We start from the raw sequence: 17,538 nt of genomic DNA on the forward strand, positions 1-17,538 counted from the left end.
AAAACCTGGAACCGAAAGCCTGGAACTGAAAGGAAGTCGATGCGTTATTCACCGCCTGGCAACGCCCGCCCTTACCGTTTTGCCCTGCTCGCCTTCATGCTCGCCCTTGGCGTCTCAGCCTGTTCGACGGGGCGCTCGACAGAGAGCAGGGCCGGTGCCGACGTTGCCCCCGTTAAAGCTGAAACCGGTTCCATCAGCAGCGCTGACAGGCTGCAGGGCCGCTGGCGCTCCCTGAACGATGCCTCTGCCAGCCTCGAAATTGACGGCAACACTGTTCTGTCCATTTACGTCGATACGGTGGTCAGCAAGGGCGTTCTGAGGTTTGTGAACAATTGCGAAGCGCAGATTCAGGATCCACAGGGGGAGTTTTTCACCGTTGCCGACGAGGCTGACACCCTTTGTTACCACCTCACCTTGGCAGGGGAGAGGTTACTGGAGTTTGTCTATATCCCCGGCGGCAAGACCCTGACTTATGAGCGGATCGAATAGCCTGTTGCTCTGACCCCAAGGCGCTGCGCGGAAACACAGTTTTATCCGTTCAGCTCACCGACTTCAGGTGATCCAGAAACAGGTTGAACAGCTCAGATTGGGTGGAAGTGTGCATCTTGGCGTGGATGTTCTTCCTGTGAACCTTCACCGTGCCCACGCTGATGTTGAGCTGATCGGCGATCGCCTGGGATGAGTTGCCCTTCACCACCAGTTCGGTGATCTGGCGTTCGCGCTGGGTCAGCACGCCGCTGCCGAAACTCTTCAGCGCCTGCTTGGTGGCATCGTCGGATTGTTCGTACTGCACATACTGGCCCGACTGGGTGGACCAGAACTGGCGAAACAGCGCACTGATCACGGGGTAGATCTCCTGCAGCGCACGCAATTCACCGCGGGTGATGGTGCCCAGGGACGGCTGACGGCCCAGGGAGATGGTGCAGGTGACTTCGTCGCTCAGGTCGATGATCAGGACGATCTCGTCGATGATGTTGAAGTACTGGTAGCAGTTCTCAAAGAATTCGCTCTGCTGGAAAGAGTCTGGCGAGATTTCGGCTACCCGAACAACACCGCTGATCCCCTGTTGCACCGCGTTGAACAGCGGGTCCAGCAGGTAATAGCCGTTGTCGATATAGGAGATCAGCGTCTGGCTCTGCTCGGCGGGATCCAGCGGCTGCAGAATGATCGGCTTGAACGACTTCTTGTAGGTGACGGTCAGCGCGGTATTGAAATCGCAGAGGGTCGCGAGGTATTCCACCAGGCAATCGGGAAAGGTGTTCGATTTAACGTGGTCGATCAGAACCGCCAGGTTCTTCTGCCAGCTGTTGGTGACGTTAATCGCCGGAAAATGTTCAGCCATGAAATGTCCGTTGCTCTCCAGGGTTGCGCGATTGTATCAGCTTACCGTGGAAAGAGGGCTCTGGCGATTACAGGTGTGCCAGAGCCCGGGCACTTAATGCGCTTTAGCGCTTACATCCAGCCTTTCTCTTTTAGGCTGGTTTCGGTCTTGTCGAGGCAGACCAGCACCAGATCGATCATCTCGTCGATCTGCTCGCGGCTGATGATCAGCGGCGGTGACAGCACCATGCGGTTGCCGCAGGCGCGCATGATCAGGCCGTTCTCGAAGCAGTGGTCGCGGCAGACGGTGCCGGCATCCTCATCCTTGCCGAAGAAGGTCTTGGGTTCCTTGCTTTTCACCAGTGCCATGCCGGCCACCAGGCCGGTACCCTCAATATGGCCGATCAGCGGATGCGCACCGACACGCTCGCGCAGCTGCTGCTGCAGGTAGGGGCCGGTATCCGAGCCCACTTTCTCGACTATGCCCTCATCACGCAGGATGCGGATATTCTCCAGTGCCACGGCGGCAGCGACCGGATGCCCTGAGTAGGTGAAGCCGTGATTGAACTCGCCGCCGTCCTCGATCAGGGCGTTGGCGACGCGGTCACCGACCGCCACTGCTGAGATCGGCAGGTAGCCGGAGGAGAGTCCCTTGGCCATGGACATCATGTCCGGTTCGATACCCAGGGTCTGGCTGCCGAACCACTGGCCAGTGCGGCCAAAACCGCAGATCACCTCATCGGCAACCACCAGGATGTCGTATTTCTTGCAGATGCGCTGGATCTCTTTCCAGTAGCCCGGCGGCGGCATGATGACGCCACCGGCGCCCTGGATCGGCTCGCCGACAAAGGCGGCCACGTTGTCCGGGCCCACTTCCAGGATGCGCTCTTCCAGTGCCTGGGCGCACTCCAGGGCGAACTCCTCTTCGCTCTGGCCCGCTTCGGCCTCGCCATACCAGTAAGGCTGGCGGATATGCTCGATGCCCGGCAGCATCGGCGTGCCCTGGGCGTGCATGCCGCCCATGCCGCCGAGGCTTACACCGCCCAGGGTGCTGCCGTGGTAGGCGTTTTCACGGGAGATCAGGATCTTGCGCCAGGGCTTGCCGACCACTTCCCAGTAGCGACGCACCATGCGGATCACAGTATCGATCGCTTCGGAACCGGAGTTGGCGAAGAATACGTGGTTCAGGTCACCCGGTGTCAGTGCAGCGATCTGCTCGGCCAGCTCGGCGGCCGGATGGGTCGTGGTCTGGAAAAAGGTGTTGTAGTAGGGCAACTGGTTCATCTGTTGGGCGGCCACCTCGGCCAGCTCCGGGCGACCATAGCCCAGGTTGACGCACCAGAGACCGGCCATGCCGTCGATCATCCGGTTGCCTTCGCTGTCCCAGATGTAGATGCCTTCGGCACGTTCAATAACCCGGGCGTTTTTTGCATTCAGCGCCTTGGTGTCGGTAAAAGGGTGCAGATGGTGCTGTGCGTCCCTTGCCTGGGTTTCGGTGCACTCGGGGCTGAGGATCGCTCGGGTGGTTGAATTCATTCAATCTCTCCAGTATCAAATGTTCGCGCTAGGCGGCTCGTTGAAAGCTTCCCCCACGATACTGAGGGCTCCGGTGCTGGGCATATACCTACCGGGGGATATTTTGAACCTCAGGCTGGTCTCCTACACTGAAAGCTAGATTCGGAACCTCAGTGTGCAAAGACGGTTTGCACAGGCTGTATAAATAGTTTGGATACAGGAAAAAAGATGAAGACTGGAATTCTGGCCACCGGCATTACCCCGCCGGAACTGCTGGAGCAGTATGGCTCCTACGCCGATATGTTCGTCGCCCTGCTGGGTAACGAGGACCCGGAGATGACGTTTGAGATTTTCGACGTCAGGGATGATGATTTCCCCGCATCGATCGACAGCTTCGATGCCTGGGTGATCACCGGCTCCCGCTGTGGTGTCTACGATAATCTGCCGTGGATGCAGCGCCTGAGTGGTCTGATTCGCGAGATTTATGACGCCGGCCAGCCGCTGGTCGGTATCTGCTTCGGTCACCAGATCGTTGCCAGCGCCTTTGGCGCAAAAGTGGAAAAATATGAGGCTGGCTGGGGCGTCGGTCTGAACACCTACCGGATCGAGGGTGATTGGGGTTTCCTTGCCGGCGACGAGCAGGACAGCTTTACCATCAACGCCATGCACCAGGACCAGGTGCTTGAGCTGCCGCAGAACGCCCGCCTGTTTGCCAGCTCAGAGTTCTGCCGTTATGCAGGACTGGTGTACGACGACCGCATCCTGACACTGCAGGCGCATCCCGAGTTCAGCAACGATTACGAACGCGAGCTGGTCGCCGCGCGCCGCGGACCGACCGTGCCTGAAGCCGTTGCCGATGAGGCGCTGGCGGGGCTGGAAACGGGCCAGCAGCCGGAGTCTGAGCGTGTGGCGCGCTGGATGGTGAAGTTCCTGAAGCGGGATTACTGATTCGCTCAGGACTAAAATGACTTATAAACGGGCCTGTGAGGCCCGTTTTTGTTTTCGCTTTTCAGTCACTATCTACGGGGGGCTAGTCGAGGCTTGGCCTGTTTCCGCCTGTATCAAGAACAAGGTTCGGTTTCTTCCTAAGTCTCTGAGCGCACCGGTCCATAAAGCCGTTCAAGACTCTTGATTCGTCAGCAGGCGAAACCGGTATCGTGAAGCGGATGAATATGTAAAGCGAACTACCGGCCCTGAAGCTGGATGCTTGCGGAGTGAAGGCGTGGATAAGCCCAACCTGAAAGAGCCTGAGCTCCCGGTTACAGACAAAAAAGCCACTGCGGCCGTAAACCGCAGTGGCTTTTTTAGTTCAGGCGCTGGATCAGCCTTCGTTCATCTTCGCCATGGAGCGCTTGTGAGAGCGGTGCGCCACGTACCAGGCGATCAGTGCGACCAGCGAGACCGCCAGGATGATCAGTGTCGCCAGAGCGTTGATCTTCGGCGAGACGCCAAGGCGTACCGAGGAGAACACCACCATCGGCAGGGTAGTTGAGCCCGGGCCGGAGGTGAAGCTGGCAATTACCAGGTCATCCAGCGACAGACTGAACGCCAGCAGCCAGCCGGAGACCAGTGCCGGGGTGATCATCGGTACCGTGACCAGGAAGAAGGACTGCAGCGGTGTCGCGCCGAGATCCAGCGCGGCTTCCTCCACGGAGCGGTCCACTTCACGCAGGCGGGATGACACCACCACGGCCACGTAGGCGGCACAGAAGGTGGAGTGCGCAATCCAGACGGTGGTCATGCCGCGCTCGGTGGGCCAGCCCAGCAGGTCCGACATGTGTACGAACAGCAGCAGCAGGGAAAGACCGGTGATAACTTCCGGCATAACCAGCGGCGCGGTGATCATGTTGGACAGGGTCATCTTGGCCCAGGAATGGCGGAAACGGGTCATGACGAAGGCCGCCATGGTGCCCAGAATGACCGCCATACAGGAGCTGTAGAAGGCGATCGCCAGACTGGTAAACACCGCATCGATAATCTGCTCATCCTTTAACAGCTCGGCATACCACTTGCCGGACCAGCCGCCCCAGACCGTCACCAGTTTTGAGGCGTTGAATGAGTAGATCACCAGGATCAGCATCGGCAGGTAGAGGAATACCAGACCGACCCAGAGCATGATGGTGGAGAATCCAAGCTTTCTCATGATTGGGCCTCCATGGTGCGGGACTGATAGCGGTGGAACAGGGCGATCGGAATGATCAGCAGTAACAGCATCACCATCGCCAGGGCGGAGGCCACGGGCCAGTCACGGTTATTGAAGAACTCCTGCCAGAGCACCTTGCCGATCATCAGCGAGTTGGGGCCGCCAAGCAGTTCCGGAATGACGAACTCGCCCACTGCCGGGATAAATACCAGCATGGAGCCGGCAATAATGCCGCCCTTGGACAGGGGCAGAGTGATAGTCCAGAAGCTGTGCAGGCTGCGAGAACCCAGATCCGACGCCGCTTCAAGCAGGCTGCGATCCAGTTTGACCAGGTTGGCATACAGCGGCAGTACCATGAACGGCAGGTAGGCGTAGACGATACCGATATAGACCGCGGTATTGGTGTTCATGATTCGCAGCGGGCTGTCGATGATTCCCAGCGACATCAGCGTGGTGTTGATCAGGCCGGTGTCGCTGATCAGCCCCATCCAGGCGTATACACGGATCAGGAAAGAGGTCCAGGAGGGCAACATCACCAGCAGCAGCAGGATGGTCTGCTTGCGCGGCGGCGCCTTGGCGATGGCATAGGCCATGGGGTAGCCAAGTATCAGACACCAGACGGTAGAGATAAACGCTACCTTCAGTGAGTTCAGATAGGCCGACACGTAGAGTGAGTCGTCCATCAATAGAATGTAGTTGCCGATGTTGAGGGCGAACTCGATCACCTCGTCGCGATACTGAATAATCGCCTCGTAGGGCGGAATCGCGATCGCCATGCTGGAAAAGCTGATCTTCAGTACGATCAGGAACGGCAGGGCGAAGAACAACAGCAGCCAGAGGTAGGGCACCCCGATGGTAAAGATGCGCCCGTTGGGACGCTTCAATGCGCTTAACTTCATGATCTCAGTACCACGCCGCTGTCGGCTTCCCAGCTGATATAGACTTTATCGTCCCACTGCGGATGAACGCCGCGGCGTTCGCGGTTGGTCATACAGCACTGCACGATCTGACCGCTTTCCAGGCGGACATAGAACACGGAGAGGCCGCCCAGGTAGGCGATATCATCGATAACACCGGCGGCCCAGTTGTACTCGCCTTCCGGTTTCTCGCGGGAGAGCAGGGTCTTCTCCGGCCGCACCGCCAGCCAGACATGCCGGCTCTCCGCGCTGGTGGAGACGCCGTAGCCCACGTAGATCGGCTGGCTCAATCCCGCTGACTGGATGATCGCGTGATCCGGCTCGTCGGCGACGATGTCACCCTCGAACAGGTTCACCGAGCCGATAAACTCGGCGATCATGCGGCTGTTGGGGCTCTCGTAGATATCCATCGGGGTGCCGGTCTGGGCGATCCAGCCTTCATCCATGATGGAGATACGTGCCGCCATGGTCATCGCCTCTTCCTGGTCGTGGGTCACCATGACGCAGGTAACGCCGACCCGTTCCAGGATCTCGACCACTTCCAGCTGCATCTGGGTACGCAGCTTTTTGTCCAGGGCGCCCATCGGCTCGTCCAGCAGCAAAAGCTTGGGGCGTTTTGCCAGGGAGCGGGCCAGGGCGACACGCTGGCGCTGACCACCGGAGAGCTGATGCGGTTTGCGACGGGCAAATTTTTCCATGTGTACCAGGGCGAGCAGTTCTTTCACCCGGGTTTCGATCTCTGCTTTCGGCAGTTTGTCGCGCTTGAGGCCGAAGGCGATGTTATCCGCCACGCTCATGTGCGGGAACAGAGCGTAGGACTGGAACATCATGTTGATCGGCCGCTCGTAGGGCGGCAGGTCGGTGATGTCCTGGCCATCCAGATAGATGCGGCCGCTGGAGGGCTTTTCGAATCCCGCGAGCATTCTCAGGAGTGTGGACTTGCCGGAACCCGAACCTCCGAGCAGTGCGAAGATCTCTCCGCGCTTGATACTCAGAGACACGTCGTCGACGGCGCGGACGTCATCGAACAGTTTGCTGACACCCTCGATACGCAGGATCTCCTCGCCGGGAACGGCGGAGGGAGTCGGTTGAGTGTTCTGGGCTAATGCCATCAATCTACTCCAGGCAGAGTTGGCTCCGGCGGCGACCGCCGGAGCTGGTTGTTTTAGATAAATCCTGTGTCGGCTTAATGACCGGCAGTCACACGGGTCCAGCTGCGGGTCATCGCGCGGATAACCTTCGGATCCAGGTCAGCGAAGGTATAGAGTTTTTCGCTGATTTCGTCGCTCGGGTAAATACCCGGGTTGTTACGGATCTCCTCATCGATCAGCGCAGTGGCCTCGGTGTTACCGTTGGCATAGGCGACATAGTCAGAGATCTTGGCGATCACGTCCGGACGCAGGATGTAGTTCATGAACTCGTAGGCTTCATCCTTGTTTTTGGCGTCCGCCGGCATCGCCATCATGTCAAAGAAGGTACCCGCGCCCTCTTTCGGGATAACGTACTGCACATCGACACCGTTATCCGCTTCGACGGCACGGGCCTGAGCCTGAAGGATATCGCCGGACCAGCCGATCGCCAGGCAGATGTCGCCGTTAGCCAGGTCGGTGATGTACTTGGAGGAGTGGAAGTAGCGCACGTACGGGCGAACCGCACTGACGATCTCTTCAGCCTTGTCCACCGCTTCGGTGGTGGTCGGGTTGGGATCTTCGCCGATATAGTTCAGCGCTGCCGGGTAGATCTCGTCCACGGCGTCGAGCATGGATACACCGCACTCCTGCAGCTTGGACAGGTTCTCCGGTTCGAACACCACGTCCCAGGAGGTGATCTCGTCGATACCCAGGGCTTCTTTTACCTTGTCGGCGTTATAGCCGATGCCGGTGGTACCCCAGAGATAGGGGAACGCGTGCATGTTGCCCGGATCGGCGCTGTTCAGTGAGCCGAGCAGGGTGGTGTTCAGGTTGCTCCAGTTGGGCAGCTTCTCCTTGTCCAGCTCGGCGAAGATGCCGGCGCGGATCTGCTTGGCCAGAAAGCTGTTGGACGGCACGACGATATCGTAACCGGAGTGGCCGGACAGCAGCTTGGCTTCCAGTACCTGGTTACTGTCGAACACGTCGTAAACCACCTTGATACCGGTCTCTTTCTCGAACTCGGCCAGGGTGTCCTCGGCGATGTAATCGGACCAGTTGTAGACATGCAGCGTGCGCTCTTCGGCCTGGGCTACAGTCGAAATTGCCAGTGCGGTGGATACGGCGAGCAGCGTGCGTTTGAAACCTGATGTCATCATTTCTCTCCTCAGCTGTTACAGGAAGCCCGGTGGGGACCGTGGCTGTCAGTTGTTGTTCTTTATCTCAGTTCGGTTTTTGGCTTCTACAACAAGGGGCAGAGGTTTCCGGCGTTGCCCGGTGGCACGCCGGAGTTCTTCTTTTTTATGGGCGTTGCTAAACGGTCAGCAGCAGGAACTCGCGTTCCCAGGAGCTGATAACCCGTTTGAAGTTTTCCATTTCCGCTTTGCGGGTGGCGATATAGCCATCCACAAACAGATCGCCAAGGTACTGGCGGACCTGGGGTGACTCGTCCATCTGTTCGATAGCGGCTTCCAGCGTGACCGGCAGGCGCAGGTTGTCACGGTCGTAGGCGCGGCCATCGATGGGCGCGGTCGGGCGCAGGTTCTCGATCATGCCCAGGTAGCCGGCCAGCAGGCTGGCGGCCACCGCCAGGTAGACGTTGGCATCGGCGCCGGCAAGGCGGTTTTCGATACGGCGGTTCTCCGGGCTGGAGGCGGGTTCGCGCAGGCCGCAGGTGCGGTTCTCTGCACCCCATTCCACGTTAACCGGTGCCGAGGTATCCGGCAGGAAGCGGCGGAAGGAGTTCACGTTCGGCGCCAACAGCGGGATCAGTTCCGGCAGGTAGGTCTGCAGGCCCGCGACATGGGCAAGGAACAGGTTGCTGCGCTGGCCATCCTCGCCACTGAATACATTGTGACCGGTTTCGACGTCGAGAATGCTCTGGTGAATATGCATGGCGCTGCCCGGTTCATTGCTGACCGGCTTGGCCATGAAGGTGGCGATCACCTTGTGCTTGAGGGCGGCCTCGCGCATGGTGCGCTTGAACACGAACACCTGGTCGGCAATGTGCAGCGGGTCACCGTGCAGGAAGTTGATCTCCATCTGCGCGGTACCTTCCTCGTGGATCAGGGTATCGATATCCAGACCCTGGGTCTCACACCAGTCATACATGTCTTCGAACAGCGGATCATATTCGTTGGCCGCGTCAATGGAGAAGGACTGGCGGCCGCTTTCGCGACGGCCCGAGCGACCGATCGGCGCCTGCAGCGGCTGGTCCGGATCGGCGGTGCGGGCGGTCAGGTAGAACTCCATCTCCGGCGCCACCACCGGTTTCCAGCCCTTGGCCTTGTACAGGTCCAGTACCTTTTTCAGCACGTTGCGGGGAGAAAGCTCGATGGGGCGTCCCTGGCGATCGTAAGTGTCATGGATTACCAGGGCCGTTTTCTCTTCGGTCCAGGGAATCAGGAAGGCGGCGCTGGGATCCGGTTTGCAGATGAAATCGATGTCGGCGGGGTGGAGCAGGGAGTAGTAAAGATCGTCTTCGACATAATCGCCGGTGACGGTTTGCAGCAGCACACTTTCTGGAAGTCGCATGCCGCCTTCGGCAATAAATTTATCCACCGGAGAAATTTTTCCCCGGGCAATGCCTGTCAGGTCGCTGACCACGCATTCAACTTCAGTTATGGCTTCGTTTCGTAGCCAGTTTTCAATACCCGGTTTGTCGCTATCCATGTTATTTAACCATTCGTCGCGAGGCTTTCGGAAACAATTTTAAATCTCTTTTTAACGGGGATATTTGTTACCCGAAAACAGCTTTTCCGAAAGACCCGTTATCTCGTTTGAGTGTTGTTCGATCATCGTTTTGGAGCGCCTGAGCGACAATACCCCCTGGGAGGTATTTTCTGCAAAGCGCTTTTAAATCAGAATTATATGGCACATCTATAGTGCGGCCAACAACTTGGTTGTACCAATTTGGTGCATTTCGGTTGTTTCCAGCCTGTATTTCCGACCGATCCGAGCCAGCGCAGATATCCTTTCGCGCGGTTTTTAATAACTGGATAGATAAAATGTCGAATGTATGTACCAAGGATGCTGAAAATCCTGAATTAAAAGAAGCAGAAGAATTTCTTGAAAAACACCCCGAAGTGCAGTTCGTCGATTTATTGATTGCCGATATGAACGGCATCGTTCGTGGAAAAAGAGTCGATAAATCAGTCCTTTCCAAAGTATTTAAATCCGGTGTCGCTCTGCCTGCATCGATTTATGGTCTGAATATCCAGGGTACAACCGTCGAAGAGACCGGTCTGGGCCTGGAGATTGGCGATTCCGACCGTATCTGTCTGCCGGTACCTGGCACCCTGGCCATGGAGCCCTGGCAGAAGCGTCCGATCGCCCAGTGCCTGATGTCGATGTATGAAGAGCCGGGCGAGCCGTTTTTTGCCGACCCGCGCATGATTCTGCGCAGCGTGGTGCGCCGTTTTGAAGAGCTCGGATTGACGCCGGTGACCGCGTTTGAGCTGGAGTTTTATCTGATCGACCAGGAGATGGTAAACGGACGTCCGCAACCCGCCTGCTCGCCGATCTCCGGCAAGCGTCCTGAAAGTGTGCAGGTCTACTCCATCGATGAACTCGATGAGTATACCGATCTGCTGATGGATATTATCTCCAGTGCCCGCGAGCAGGGCCTGCCGGCGGATACCATCGTCGCCGAGTCGGCGCCGGGGCAATTTGAGATCAACCTCAACCATGTGGATGATCCGGTGCGCTCATGCGACAACACCACGCTGCTGCGCCGGGTGGTGAAGAACGTGGCCTACGATCACGGCATGGACACCACCTTCATGGCCAAACCTTACGAAGATCAGGCCGGTAACGGTATGCATATGCATATCAGCCTGGTGGACAGAGATGGCAACAATGTCTTCGCCGTCGATAACGACAAGCCCAACGACATCATGCGCTGGGCCCTCGGTGGCCTGCTGGAAACCCTGGATCAGTACTTCGCCATCCTCTGCCCGAACATCAACTCCTACCGCCGCTTCAGCAGCCAGTTCTTCGTGCCACTGGCGCCCACCTGGGGCATAGAGAACCGCACCACCGCGCTGCGTATTCCGGGTGGTGCACCGGAGGCTACCCGTATCGAACACCGCGTGGCGGGCACCGATGCCAACCCTTACCTGATGATGGCGGCGATGCTGTCGGCGATCCATTACGGCATCACCAACAAGGTGGAGCCCAACGAAATGGTCGAGGGCAACGCCTACGAAAAGGTCGACCCCTGCCTGCCGACGAACCTGCGTGACTCCCTGCGTGCGCTGGAATCCTCCAGCGTGATGCGTGAATACCTGGGATCCGAGTTCCTGGATATCTTCGTCGCCTGCAAAGAGCACGAATTGGCCGAGTTCGAACAGACGATTTCTGACCTGGAATACGCCTGGTACCTGCATACAGTCTGAGGAGAATAACAATGACAAGATCGGTTGTGGTCGCGGCCACCCAGATGGCCTGCAGCGACAGTGTGGAAGAGAATATCGCCAACGGCGAGAAGCTGGTGCGCCAGGCGGCGGCTCAGGGTGCCCAGGTTATCCTGCTGCAGGAGCTGTTCGAAACACCCTACTTCTGCAAACGTCATGATGCCGAGTATCTCGCGCTGGCCACCAGCGTGGAGGAGAACCCGGCGATCCAGCATTTCCGCGGTGTGGCCGAAGAGCTGGGTGTGGTGCTGCCGATCAGCTTTTACGAGCGTGCAGGCCAGGCGCGCTTTAACTCCCTGGTGGTGATCGATGCGAACGGCCAGGTGCTGCCCGGTGTGTATCGCAAAAGCCATATCCCGGACGGCCCGGGATATAGCGAGAAGTTCTATTTCTCGCCCGGCGATACCGGTTTCCGGGTCTGGGATACCGCCCACGGCCGTATCGGCGTGGCGATCTGCTGGGATCAGTGGTTCCCGGAAACCGCACGCTCCATGGTGCTGGCCGGTGCCGAGCTGCTGTTCTTCCCGACGGCCATCGGCAGCGAGCCCCAGGATCCGACGCTGGATTCGCGCCTGCACTGGCAGAACACCCAGCGCGGCCATGCTGCCGCCAACCTGACGCCGGTGATCGCCTCCAACCGCATCGGCCGTGAGCGCGATGGCGAGGTGGAGCTGCGCTTCTACGGCTCGTCGTTTATCGCAGGTCCCGACGGGCAGCTCTGCGCCGAGGCGGACCAGGAAAGCGAAACCCTGCTGGTGCAGTCGTTCGATCTGGATAAACTGGCGGCGCAGCGTGCGGCCTGGGGATTGTTCCGTGACCGTCGCCCGGATCTGTACACAGCGATTGCTACGCTGGATGGTAGTCATAAATCGGTTGGTTAATTGATAGGGGAAGACGCGATGCTAGTTAACGCCAAGCCGGTACAGGAAGGCTTCAGTATGCCCGCCGAATGGGCGCCGCAGCAGCGTGTCTGGATGCTCTGGCCGGAGCGTCCGGATAACTGGCGTGATGGCGCAGGGCCCGCGCAGCAGGCGTTCAGCGCCGTTGCCAGGGCGATCGCCGAGTTTGAACCGGTCACTGTCGGTGCCAGTGCAGCCCAGTATGACCGGGCACTGGCGGCGCTGGATTACCCGGGGATCTCCGTGGTGGAGATCGCCAGTGACGATGCCTGGGCGCGGGATACCGGCCCAACGTTCGTCAGTAACGGCAAAACCCTGCGTGCCGTGGACTGGCGTTTTAACGCCTGGGGCGGCGAAAACGGCGGGCTTTATGCCTCCTGGGAGCAGGACGAGCGGGTGGCCGCCAAAATGGCCGCTGTTGCCGGCTGCGACCGCTACGCCGCCGACTTCGTGCTCGAGGGCGGTTCCATTCATGTGGATGGCGAGGGCACGCTGATCACCACCGAAGAGTGCCTGCTTAACCCCAACCGTAATCCGCACCTGAGCCGCGCCGATCTGGAACAGCTGCTGGGTGATTACCTGGGTGTCAGCAAGGTGATCTGGCTGCCGGAAGGTCTCTACAACGATGAGACCGATGGTCATGTGGATAACTGCTGCTGTTTTGTTGCGCCCGCTGAGCTGGTGCTGGCCTGGACCGATGATCCGGATAATCCCAACTACGAGCGCTGTCGTGCTTCGCTTGCGGTGATCGAGCAGAGCCGTGATGCCAAAGGGCGTGAACTGACAGTGCACAAGATGCCGCTGCCGGGTGCGATCCACGCTACCGAAGCGGAATGTCAGGGTGTACAGCAGGTGGAGGGCAGTCAGCCGAGAACCCCTGAGGAGTGGCTGGCGGGTTCCTACGTGAACTTCCTTCTGGTCAATGGTGGTGTCATCATGCCGTGCTTTGATGATCCCGCGGATGAGCCTGCACAGGCGCTGATGCAGCAGATGTTCCCTGACCGTAAGATCGTTGCTTTGCCTGGCCGCGAAATACTGCTTGGCGGTGGCAATATTCACTGCATTACGCAGCAGCAGCCCATGCCCTGACAGGATGCTGAAAAGCTATCTACGTTGCCGAATGCGGCGTTAAAAACAGGCTCACAGGCCTTGCCTGAACGCACTTTAGTGCGGCCCCAAAGGGGCGAGCGGAGCGAGTAATATGCTCATTTAGTGTACTAAACTCCGCTTTTTCGCCTGTTTTGCCCGGGCGGCGAACCGCTTGCCTCGGCGGCCTCGAAAACGCTTTTCAACACCCTGCTAAGTTATTTGGCAGTTACGTTTTAAATTAACCCGATGGAACCGGGAGACTCCCATGAAAGACCCCGTACACAGCAATAACTACCCCAACTCCTTTTACACCGCCACGGCGCGCTATCAGAAGGAGCGTCCGGCGCTGTCCGGGTCGCTGGAGGTGGATGTCTGCGTGGTCGGTGGTGGTTTCAGCGGCGTTAATACGGCACTGGAACTGGCCGAGCGGGGGTTTTCCGTGGCACTGCTGGAGGCAAAGCGGGTGGGCTGGGGCGCTTCCGGTCGCAACGGCGGCGAGCTGATCCGTGGTATCGGCCACGGCGTTGACCAGTTCCGTGACCAGATCGGCGACGCCGGTGTCGAGGCGCTGGGCCGCATGGGGATCGAGGCGGTGGAGATCGTGCGTAACCGGGTCGAGCGCTACAACATCGACTGCGATCTGCAGATGGGTTACTGCGACCTGGCGCTCAAGCCGCGCCATATCGATGAGATGGTGGCTGAGCGCGCCGAGCTCGAAGCCCTGGGGTACGGTTACGATCTGGAGATTCTCGACCGTGACGAAGTCGGACAGGTGATCGGCTCCGACCGTTATCTTGGTGCCATGGTGGATATGGGTAGCGGTCATCTGCATCCGCTCAACCTGGTGCTGGGAGAGGCGGTGGCCGCCGAAGCCGCCGGCGTGCAGATCTTTGAATACTCCCCGGCGGAGAAGATCATCAAGGGCGAAAAGCCGCGTGTGCTGACCCCTGAGGGTGAGGTCAGCTGCCGCTACCTGGTGCTCTGCGGTAACGCCTATATCGGCCACAAGCTGGAGTCTCATATCGGCGGCAAGGTGCTGCCTGCAGGCAGTTACGTCATCGCCACTGAGCCGCTCAGCGATGCCCAGGCCAAACAGATCATTCCACAGAACATGGCCTTTGCTGATCTCAGCGTGGCGCTGGATTATTTCCACCTGTCGGCGGATAACCGTCTGCTGTTTGGCGGCCTGTGTAATTATTCGGGTAAAGACCCCAGGGACATCACCGGCGCCCTGAGGCCCAATCTTGAGCGGGTGTTCCCGCAACTCAAGGGCGTTAAAATCGATTACGAATGGGGCGGTATGATCGGCATCGGCGCCAACCGTCTGCCCCAGGTGGGGCGTCTGCCGGATGCGCCCAATATCCTCTTTGCCCAGGCTTATGCCGGCCACGGCGTCAACGCCACCCATATGGCTGCAAGGGTTATCGCCGAGATGCTCAGCGGCCAGGCGGAGCGTTTCGACGTGTTCGACAAGGTCAGGCATATGACCTTCCCGGGCGGCCCGGCGCTGCGTTCTCCGCTGCTGGCGATGGGGATGCTGTATTACCGGATGAAGGATCTGCTGTAACAGGCCTCACCCGGGCGCCGCCGTGCACCACTTCGAGTTACTGCTGGGCCTCTTTCATCGCATCGGCGGCTTCCTCTGCACCTTCGGCCGCTGCGTCACCGGCCTCCTCGGCGGTCTCGGCGGCCTCGTTCATGCCCATCGACTCCTTGGCGGCATCGACAGCCTCGTCCGCCGCCGCAGCAGCATCTTTAGCCGCTTCACCGGTCGCCTTCATGGCATCGTCTGCCATCTCCCCGGCGGCATCGGCGGCATCGCTCATCATCTCACCGGCCGCTTCGCCCATTTCGCTGGCACTTTCCATGGCCGAGTCGGCCGCGTCTTTCGCCATATCGCCGGCGTCCTCGGCCATCTCTCCGGCTTTGTCGATGGCATCCGAAGCCATCTCACCGGTTTTGTCTGCCGCTTCCTCCATCGCATCGCCGGCCTTGGCCGCAGATTCCTTAACCTTCTCGGCAGCGTCCGATGCCATTTCCTTGACACTGGGCGCGCTTTTTTCCGTTTTCGCTTCGTCGGCTTCCTCGCTACCGCACCCGGCCAAAAGCGTCGCCGATGCCAGCACACAGGAAAACAGCAGTTTGTTCATTTTCATGGATGATCACTCTCCGTAGTTGATATCAATGCCAATGCTGTTGCTCGCAGCTTCCCTTGAATATAGGCCTTCGAGGCTGTTTACGCGAAACAGCACGGCAATAACGTGTCAGGTCTCGGGGCCCGATATTTCAACTATCGTGAGTCAGTCGTGATTAACAGCCGATGGAAACCCGGTATGGCCACGAGAAACGCGAGTAGCTGAGTACGTTTCAAGCGTTTGGAAAAGATCTTTCGACCCTGGGCATCGATGCCGACCCTTGATTGGTTTTGTCGAACGCATTCATGGCACGGGGTGGGCGGGTCCACCTCATTTCCTACATTCTCTTCGATCGAAACGGTTAGGGCGTGAACTTTATGAACAAAACGGCCGATAAGGCCTAAACGCTTAATATTCACCTTAACTTTCAACAGCGTGTCTTCGCGACTATGTTTCGGTTGTGATCAGGCTGCCCATGAGCGCCTGCGTAATGCCGGCATCCCCAAAATACGGCCGGCTCTCACGACTAAAACAATAATCTCGGAGAGATCGCATTATGCAACGTCCTATCCGCAAGCTGATGCTTGCCACTTCCCTCGTATTTGCAGCTTCCCAGTCCTACGCCTTTGAGCCAGAGCGCACCGCCGAGTGTATCGCGCCGGCCAACCCGGGTGGTGGCTGGGATTTCACCTGCCGTAGTGTCGGCAAGGTACTGACCGACCTGGATTACATTGAAGGCAATGTTCAGACCGTGAACATGCCGGGTGCCGGCGGCGGTGTTGCTTTTGCGCATGCTGTTTCCAAGCGCGAGGGTGATTCCTCGCTGATCGTCGCGGCCAGTACTGCGACCACGACACGCCTCGCGCAGGGGCAGTTCGCCGGCCTGAGCGCTGATCAGGTGAGCTGGGTCGGCGCACTCGGCGCGGATTACGGTGTCATCGCTGTAGCGGCTGATGCACCTTACAAGAGCCTGAACGATCTGATCGAAGCGATCAAAGAAGACCCGCAGTCCGTCAAGTTCGGTGGCGGCAGCGCTCTGGGTGGCTGGGATCACCTGAAAGTGCTGATTACGGCGAAGGCGGCCGGCGTGACCGATCTGCCGAAAATCAAATACCTGGCTTACAGCGGTGGCGCCGAAGCGATCACTCAGGTGGTCGGTGGTCACATCCAGGGCTTCACCGGTGACGTATCTGAGGTGCTCGGCTTCGTCGAGTCCGGTGACCTGCGTGTACTCGCGGTACTGTCAGAGGAACGCCTGCCCGGTGAATTCGCAGGCATGCCGACCGCTGTCGAGCAAGGTGTAGACTCGATCGCTCCGAACTGGCGTGGTTTCTACCTGCCGGCCGGCGTACCGGACGACGCCTATGACTGGTGGACCGCAACTATCGACGGTGTTTACCAGAGCGACGAATGGAAGCAGATCATGACGCAGAACGGTCTGATGCCGTTCCATAAATCCGGTGAGGAGTTCGAAGCCTTCGTCCAGCAGCAGGTGAAGGATATCCGTGATCTCTCCGTTGAAATCGGTCTGATCAAATGATCGGCGATCGTATTCTTGGCATCATTCTGCTCCTCCTGGCCGTCGCGTACGGCTGGGAGGCCAGCCAGTTCCCGGTCCCCTTTGGTGGCGCCGAGGCGGTTGGGCCCGAGACATTCCCGCTGCTGCTGGCGGTAGTCCTGGGTCTGTCCAGCGTCTACCTGATCGTTAAGCCGGATCCGGACCAGCCCTGGCCAGGCATGAAAACCCTGCTCGACCTCGGCTTCGTGCTTGTGGTGCTGATGATCTTCTCCGCGATGCTGGCCCCCGTGGGCTTCGTGATCTCCACTACGCTGATGGTTGGTGTGCTCTGCTGGCGCATGGGTGCCCGCCCGATTTCGGCCGGTCTGACCGGTATCGGCTGCGCGGTGGTGGTCTATGTGCTGTTCAACTTCGTGCTTGAGCTGCATCTGCCGGCTGGCATCCTCGAGCTGAGTTAAG

The 17,538-nt window shown here is 58.9% G+C and carries 16 protein-coding genes; 8 read left to right on the forward strand and 8 right to left on the reverse strand.

The genetic code is table 11. From position 1 onward, the window contains the following. The first annotated feature begins 39 nt into the window (after positions 1-39). A complete protein-coding gene (locus ACQUQP_RS06810) occupies positions 40-489 on the forward strand; it encodes a hypothetical protein (protein WP_432698049.1) in 450 nt (149 codons plus the stop codon). A gap of 49 nt (positions 490-538) precedes the next feature. On the opposite strand, the gene ACQUQP_RS06815 is transcribed toward ACQUQP_RS06810, so the two are convergent. Further along, positions 539-1,342 carry a response regulator transcription factor gene (locus ACQUQP_RS06815; RefSeq protein ID WP_432698050.1) on the reverse strand — a complete coding sequence of 268 codons (804 nt, stop codon included), beginning with the start codon at positions 1,340-1,342 and terminating at the stop codon, positions 539-541. 110 nt (positions 1,343-1,452) lie between these two features. Then, positions 1,453-2,856 carry an aspartate aminotransferase family protein gene (locus tag ACQUQP_RS06820; RefSeq protein ID WP_432698051.1) on the reverse strand — a complete coding sequence of 468 codons (1,404 nt, stop codon included), beginning with the start codon at positions 2,854-2,856 and terminating at the stop codon, positions 1,453-1,455. A 207-nt stretch (positions 2,857-3,063) separates the two neighbouring features. Between ACQUQP_RS06820 and ACQUQP_RS06825 the strand changes: the two genes are divergently transcribed. Beyond that, positions 3,064-3,783, forward strand: a complete 720-nt coding sequence (locus tag ACQUQP_RS06825) for a glutamine amidotransferase-related protein (RefSeq protein ID WP_432698052.1) — start codon at positions 3,064-3,066, stop codon at positions 3,781-3,783. 373 nt (positions 3,784-4,156) lie between these two features. Here the strand turns inward: ACQUQP_RS06825 and ACQUQP_RS06830 are convergent, their stop codons facing one another. From ACQUQP_RS06830 to ACQUQP_RS06850, 5 genes are all read right to left on the reverse strand, one after another. Then, complete coding sequence (locus ACQUQP_RS06830; protein WP_432698053.1) at positions 4,157-4,978, reverse strand: ABC transporter permease subunit; 822 nt, start codon at positions 4,976-4,978, stop codon at positions 4,157-4,159. Further along, a complete protein-coding gene (locus tag ACQUQP_RS06835) occupies positions 4,975-5,877 on the reverse strand; it encodes an ABC transporter permease subunit (protein ID WP_432698054.1) in 903 nt (300 codons plus the stop codon). The genes ACQUQP_RS06830 and ACQUQP_RS06835 overlap by 4 nt, the downstream gene beginning before the upstream one ends. Next, a complete protein-coding gene (potA, locus tag ACQUQP_RS06840) occupies positions 5,874-7,007 on the reverse strand; it encodes a polyamine ABC transporter ATP-binding protein (protein WP_432698055.1) in 1,134 nt (377 codons plus the stop codon). Before potA ends, ACQUQP_RS06835 begins: the two co-directional genes overlap by 4 nt. A gap of 74 nt (positions 7,008-7,081) precedes the next feature. Next, positions 7,082-8,182 carry a polyamine ABC transporter substrate-binding protein gene (locus ACQUQP_RS06845; RefSeq protein ID WP_432698056.1) on the reverse strand — a complete coding sequence of 367 codons (1,101 nt, stop codon included), beginning with the start codon at positions 8,180-8,182 and terminating at the stop codon, positions 7,082-7,084. A gap of 154 nt (positions 8,183-8,336) precedes the next feature. Continuing rightward, entirely contained in the window at positions 8,337-9,695 is a 1,359-nt protein-coding gene (locus tag ACQUQP_RS06850; protein WP_432698057.1) for a glutamine synthetase family protein, read from the reverse strand. Between the two features lie 335 nt (positions 9,696-10,030). Between ACQUQP_RS06850 and ACQUQP_RS06855 the strand changes: the two genes are divergently transcribed. The 4 genes from ACQUQP_RS06855 (at position 10,031) to ACQUQP_RS06870 (ending at position 14,992) form a co-directional block, all read left to right on the forward strand. Next, positions 10,031-11,419: a glutamine synthetase family protein gene (locus ACQUQP_RS06855; RefSeq protein WP_432698058.1), complete on the forward strand. Its 1,389-nt coding sequence runs from the start codon at positions 10,031-10,033 to the stop codon at positions 11,417-11,419. Positions 11,420-11,430: 11 nt separating this feature from the next. Then, a complete protein-coding gene (aguB, locus tag ACQUQP_RS06860; protein WP_432698059.1) occupies positions 11,431-12,318 on the forward strand; it encodes an N-carbamoylputrescine amidase in 888 nt (295 codons plus the stop codon). A gap of 18 nt (positions 12,319-12,336) precedes the next feature. Further along, complete coding sequence (gene aguA / locus ACQUQP_RS06865) at positions 12,337-13,425, forward strand: agmatine deiminase (RefSeq protein WP_432698060.1); 1,089 nt, start codon at positions 12,337-12,339, stop codon at positions 13,423-13,425. A gap of 265 nt (positions 13,426-13,690) precedes the next feature. After that, on the forward strand, positions 13,691-14,992 hold the full coding sequence (locus ACQUQP_RS06870; RefSeq protein ID WP_432698061.1) for an NAD(P)/FAD-dependent oxidoreductase: 1,302 nt from the start codon (positions 13,691-13,693) through the stop codon (positions 14,990-14,992). Between the two features lie 37 nt (positions 14,993-15,029). Here ACQUQP_RS06870 and ACQUQP_RS06875 read toward each other — a convergent pair whose 3' ends face one another. Then, positions 15,030-15,581 (reverse strand): hypothetical protein, encoded by a 552-nt coding sequence (locus tag ACQUQP_RS06875; protein WP_432698062.1) that lies wholly within the window; start codon positions 15,579-15,581, stop codon positions 15,030-15,032. Positions 15,582-16,116: 535 nt separating this feature from the next. On the opposite strand from ACQUQP_RS06875, the gene ACQUQP_RS06880 reads away from it, so the two are divergent. Then, entirely contained in the window at positions 16,117-17,100 is a 984-nt protein-coding gene (locus ACQUQP_RS06880) for a Bug family tripartite tricarboxylate transporter substrate binding protein (RefSeq protein ID WP_432698063.1), read from the forward strand. Then, positions 17,097-17,537, forward strand: coding sequence for a tripartite tricarboxylate transporter TctB family protein (locus ACQUQP_RS06885; RefSeq protein ID WP_432698064.1), 441 nt, complete (start codon positions 17,097-17,099; stop codon positions 17,535-17,537). The genes ACQUQP_RS06880 and ACQUQP_RS06885 overlap by 4 nt, the downstream gene beginning before the upstream one ends. Position 17,538 lies beyond the last annotated feature (1 nt).

The sequence above is a fragment of the Marinobacterium sp. YM272 genome (genome assembly GCF_050908845.1).
In the GTDB taxonomy this organism is placed as follows: Bacteria; Pseudomonadota; Gammaproteobacteria; order Pseudomonadales; family Balneatricaceae; genus Marinobacterium_D.